Genomic DNA, 4,931 nt, shown 5'->3' on the forward strand with positions numbered 1-4,931 from the left:
TGGCGCGGAACAGCTGTGCCATGCGCTGCGGTGGAACCTGCCCGAGTTACCTGAGTTGGTCAGGCTACTGAGCACGCCGTTTCACGCATCAGGAGCGGCTTGAAGCTAAGATGTCCGGTACAGAGGACATGGGGTCAAGTGAAGCCGAGTCGCTCTGCGACTCGCTTGCCTTTTACCCGTGCCACCATGAACCATGGAGTTCATGACCATTCCCGGACTGTCCCTGCCCCCCTTGCCGGACGCTGAGCGGGTCAGTCTTGCCGGGGCAGTGGGCGAGTTGGGCGGCTACATCTGGCGGCAGCCGGGACAGGCGCCGGCGGCCCTGCTGCTGCACGGCTGGGGCCAGGATGCCCTCGCCATGGCCGGCCCGGCCCGGCTGCTGCACGGGGCAGGCTGGCAGGTGCTGAGCATGTCACAGCGCGGGTGGCGGGGGTCGGCGGGCTGTGACGACTACGGTTACAGCGGACCGGCCGATGTAGGAAGGATGCTGGCGTGGTTTGCCGCACAGCCCGGGGTTCAGGCCCCACCGGTGCTGTTGGGCTTCAGCATGGGTGGCCTGAGTGCCCTCCTCACGGCTTCGAGACCCGGCAGGCCGGCAGGCTCCGTCTCGCACGTGGTGGCCGTGAGCGCTCCGACCGATCTGCAGGCCGTCTACGAGCGGACCACCCTGCGGCTGCTCAGGCGCTGCTACGACGCCGTCCTGACTGCCGCCCAGTGGCGGGAAGGCTCGCCCGTGACCCATGTCTCGGGCTTGCAGGTGCCGGCCCTGCTGGTGGTGGGAACACAGGACCGCATCTGCATGCCGGAAGTGGGGCGCCAGTACGCGGCAGCCGCCGGCGCGCCGCTGCTGGAGCACGCAGATATGGGTCACAGCCCAAATGACGCGCAGTGGCACGCGATCATTCGTGAGGTCATGGCCTGGACTCAAGAGCCCGCGTCTGGCCGCAGCCGCTTAGCCCCGGACCCGTCCACGGGCTGAAACCATTCGCTCAGGCTGCGTCCTTGGGGCCGCACCGAGGCCTACAGGGTCATGCACACGTGGGGCGAGGCGGCATCGGGGCAGCGAAGGGCTTTTTGGCAGGATCCAGGTCCGCTGTCAGCCCAGGGAGCGAAAGGCACGGGCCGTCCTGCCGATCAGCCGGCTGAGCGCGAGGGCGGTCCCTCCCTGCGTCCTGCAGTTCAGGGAACTGGAATGGTCCTGCTGTGGACTGGAGCCTGAGGGGTTCCTCCACAGGAATCCGTGCACCACTGGGCGGTCAGCCTTTGCTGGGGGGCTCGCCTCAAAGTCGGGACCAGTATTCCGTCACTGTCGCCTCCGGGAAATCCAGGGTTCCCCTTCGTCATCTGCCAGCAGAGTGACGGTGGGGCGCTCAGACCACTCCCCTGACCCTGGCGCTGCCGCTAGAGTGGCGCACGATGAAGTTCACTCTCTTGATGGTGGCCGCCCTGGGCTTGCTCGGTTGTGCAGACGCGGCTGGCACGGAAGTTCGATTGGGCCTGCAGGGCGCGCTGCTGCCGGCACAGGCGGCTTCGGCGGGTGTCGACGCCACTGAACTGCGCGGCCTGGCCGGCGTGCATGTGAGTGCCCAGGGTCCAGTGGGGACCCGGGGCGTGCTGCTGCGCGGCACGCTTGAGGGCAACTTCGGGCTGGGCTCGGCCAAACCGAACGTGCTGCTTGATCTGACGCTGCTGCGCGCAGGCGGGCCACTGGGCACCGGCACAGCGTATTACGGCGCTGGCCTTGGCTCCGGCGTCAGTTTTGACATGACCGGCACAGACGCGAGCCTGCCTGCTTTTATTTTTTCGCCGATTCGCCTGGCCAACGTGCATGGGGTGGTGGGCTGGAATGCGGGCAACGTCTCGGTGGAGGCCTTGGCCCGCCTGTCGCTCACGCCTGCCTTTGGACTCAAACTGAGCGTGCCCGTGAGCGCAAGCACACGCTGAACGCAGCACAGTGGCCGCGCGCGCACTGCCTCTCGTCGGTGTGCTGGGTTGTCCTTCTCCCCTCAGCCTGCGCCGGCCGCCAGCCCCACCGTTTCAACGTCTCAAGGCTGGCTCGGCGGCGCCCCGGAACGTCCAACGCCCAGCAGCGGAGGTGGGGCCGTCCTTGGTCAATGGGTGAAGACGTCACCGAGCCGCGCTGCACCAGACCGGCCATGGCTCCCCTCCCCTGCCCGATTCATTTTCAAACGGGGATCAGCACTGCTTCAGGGCCATCACGGGCATCACGGCAGAGATTCTGTCAGCCGGAGATCCGCTGGTTGGGCCGGTTTCGCATCCTCCTCGGCACGCAGCCGGTCTTTGAGATCATCGATGAACCCCTGGGCATCCAGGGTGGCCAGTCTCCGGTGGGCTTCCTCGATCAGGTGGGCAGGATCGATTCGGCCACGCAGCACCAGATCGCGCAGCGTGTCGAGTTCGGTCAACGCAAATTTCCGGGCATACAGCAGGGAGACCCGTTTGGCCGTGAAGGCCGCCGCCTCGTCGGGCGACATCCGGGCCAACTCTTCCGCCCAGCCGGGTAACGCAGGTTCCGCGCTCTGCTCGGGCGGGACGCGTGGTGGCGCCGCAGGCAGCGTGATGACCTTGCCTGCCGAGGTATCTGGGTACTGATCGGCGTTCTTGATCAGGTGAACCAGGGCGTGTGCCGGCGTCTTGCGCACCGTCAGCTGACCGGACTTGACCAGCCGCTCGAACAGTTCGATGCGCGCCGACAGCACTGAGGTGGTGTACTGGCGCGCGAGCTGGCGCGATACACCATCGGTGACGCCGTGCATGCGCAGGCGGTGAAGGACGGCTGGATTGACAGGCGTGAAGTCCGGAGAAAACTCGTAATGAATCCGTTGATCGCGTCCACGGCCCTCGATCACCACCTGCCGCAGATAGCCCCGGCGCAGCAGCTCCTCGTGTGGTCCTTGCAGGGCCCGGCGTACCGCGTCTGGCCGGGTATTGGGAAGCTTGCATTGTTCGGCCAGTTCGATCAGGCCCAGGTCGTATTCATCGATCAACTCGTCCGGGGTCTCCGGGTGGTACCGCATCGCATCAAGAAGTCTAAAAATGATGCGCGTCCGCGGTCGAGACAGCGACTGCATGAATTCGATGTTGAGGGGTTTGGTGTACCCGCTGCGGAGCGAGGCGACCAGTGGCTCGGCCAGCCGGATGCGCAGCATGCTGCGCTCGTCGAACCTGCCCGATTCACCCTGGTGGGTGTATTCGAGTAACTCGATAAAGTGGAATTTGGCGGTGGTCCAGCGCCGATTTGGATGGTCCCGCCAGCCGCCTGCGATCTCATAGGAGGTGGTGTGAAGGCGGTCCAGACTGACGGCGAGCATTTCCCGGTATTTCCCATTGCGGTGAAAGCCAGCCAGCCGCATCAACTCTGAAATGGCCAGCGTCATGACGCCGTCATCCGGCAGACCAATATTCATGTAGTTGTCGATCAGCGCGCTACTAACGTCGTTGTCGATGCCATGGGGAACGCCCAGTTCCGGCAGGGCGCGGCACGAGATCCGAACCACCCGTTCGCCATGCTGGTACGTCACCTTCCAGGAATTCTGGTCGACCAACTGATCCTGCGCAGAAACCAGATTCAACCGGCCCCAGTTCAAATCATCGAAGCTGGTTCGCTGTGGGTCTGCCACCTTTCCTCCTGATGTTGACAAGATACTCTTTTAATGGAAAAGATTTTGATAAAAATATGGTGAAAAACACCACCAAGCTCAGGACAACAATACTGTCCCACACGAAGAAAAAGAGGACAATGCCACAGGTATGTCTCAGGCAATGCCACAGGTATGTCTCAGGCAACGCCACAGGTATGTCTCAGGGGCGGCAAAAAATGCCACAGGTATGTCTCAGGCAACGCCACAGGTATGTCTCAGGGGTTTATTGAGACATACCTGTGGTGTTGGACGTTTTTGCCACAGGTATGTCTCAGCGCAGGGTGCCAGAACACCACAGGTATGTCTCAGCGTTCTGAGGCAAATGCCGCAGGTGTGTCTCAGTCGATGCCTCAGGTGTGTCTCAGGGCGGATGAAGGGCGAATCGATCCCAGCACGCTAAGGATTGGAGTCTCCTGAGCAGAGGTGAGGCGGCACGAAGAGCTGTGCCCCCAAGCTGCGGACCACCGAGCCTCACGGTGGGTCCGGAGGTGTTCCAATGGTGGAATTAGTCGAACTGGACGCGAAGTTCGGTGACTCTGCACCCCTCCTGCCGGAAAATCCATTCGTCTTTCAACTTTCGTTTGACCCTGTCGGGATGCCCCTTCCACCACGCTGCGACACCCTCTGCCCTGCCCCAGTGCCCCATCGGAAGGCCTGCGACGTGAAATCCGGTTCCCCCGTCCGACGTCACCACAATCTTGCCCGCAAGAGCTGACCATCACCAGGTTTGCCCGTAGACTTCACACGCTGCCCAAACACCAAACGAATTTGCCCGCCTGATGCAGCTGGGCTGCAGTGAGCTGACTGTACAAATTGGCTGACACCGCGAATGAGGCACCCTCGGCGTGATGAAGCGCAGCGGGGGCGGGCCGAACGGAGGCGCCAGAGAAAACAGGCGGGAGCTGTCCTCTGATCTGCGCCGGTTTGAGCTCTCGGCATGCATCGTTTCGGGCCGATCAGTCAGCGAGCGAACCGCCTGATCAGTGGGACCCGGTCATGGTCTGATCATGGTGCGTTCTTTAGGGTGTCTTTCAGCAGGGCTGCGGACCACAGGGGCCAGGCCCCCGAGCAAACCCACACCCCCTTTAGAAAGATTTATCAAGGAGAACTCTGTACCGGACATCTTCGAGTTGAGGCTGTGCTCTCAGTAGCTGACAACTTCAGTTTCCGGCTGTCCCAGTGCGGGAAAAGGGCATATCAAGACGTGTAGGATCTCGCTGATTCTCTTCGGAACCCACCGCAGCACATGGCGCAGTTCTTCCGAGCCGT

Annotated in this window: 3 protein-coding genes; 2 read left to right on the forward strand and 1 reads right to left on the reverse strand. The window is 62.9% G+C overall.

The annotated features are described in order from the left end of the window. Positions 1–202 precede the first annotated feature (202 nt). Both FHR04_RS20490 and FHR04_RS20495 read left to right on the forward strand, forming a co-directional pair. Positions 203–979, forward strand: coding sequence for an alpha/beta hydrolase family protein (locus FHR04_RS20490; RefSeq protein WP_139405029.1), 777 nt, complete (start codon positions 203–205; stop codon positions 977–979). A 437-nt stretch (positions 980–1,416) separates the two neighbouring features. Further along, the gene (locus FHR04_RS20495) at positions 1,417–1,944 is read left to right on the forward strand and encodes a hypothetical protein (protein WP_139405030.1); all 528 of its coding nucleotides are present in this window, start codon (positions 1,417–1,419) and stop codon (positions 1,942–1,944) included. Between the two features lie 281 nt (positions 1,945–2,225). Here the strand turns inward: FHR04_RS20495 and FHR04_RS20500 are convergent, their stop codons facing one another. Next, positions 2,226–3,641 carry a replication initiator protein A gene (locus FHR04_RS20500; RefSeq protein ID WP_170214057.1) on the reverse strand — a complete coding sequence of 472 codons (1,416 nt, stop codon included), beginning with the start codon at positions 3,639–3,641 and terminating at the stop codon, positions 2,226–2,228. Positions 3,642–4,931: the final 1,290 nt, after the last annotated feature.

The organism is Deinococcus radiopugnans ATCC 19172, assembly GCF_006335125.1.
Classification (GTDB): domain Bacteria; phylum Deinococcota; class Deinococci; order Deinococcales; family Deinococcaceae; genus Deinococcus; species Deinococcus radiopugnans.

Coding starts and splice junctions, on each gene's coding strand:
- FHR04_RS20490 (WP_139405029.1), top strand. CDS start 203: ATGACCATTCCCGGACTGTCCCTGCCCCCCTTGCCGGACGCTGAGCGG.
- FHR04_RS20495 (WP_139405030.1), top strand. CDS start 1,417: ATGAAGTTCACTCTCTTGATGGTGGCCGCCCTGGGCTTGCTCGGTTGT.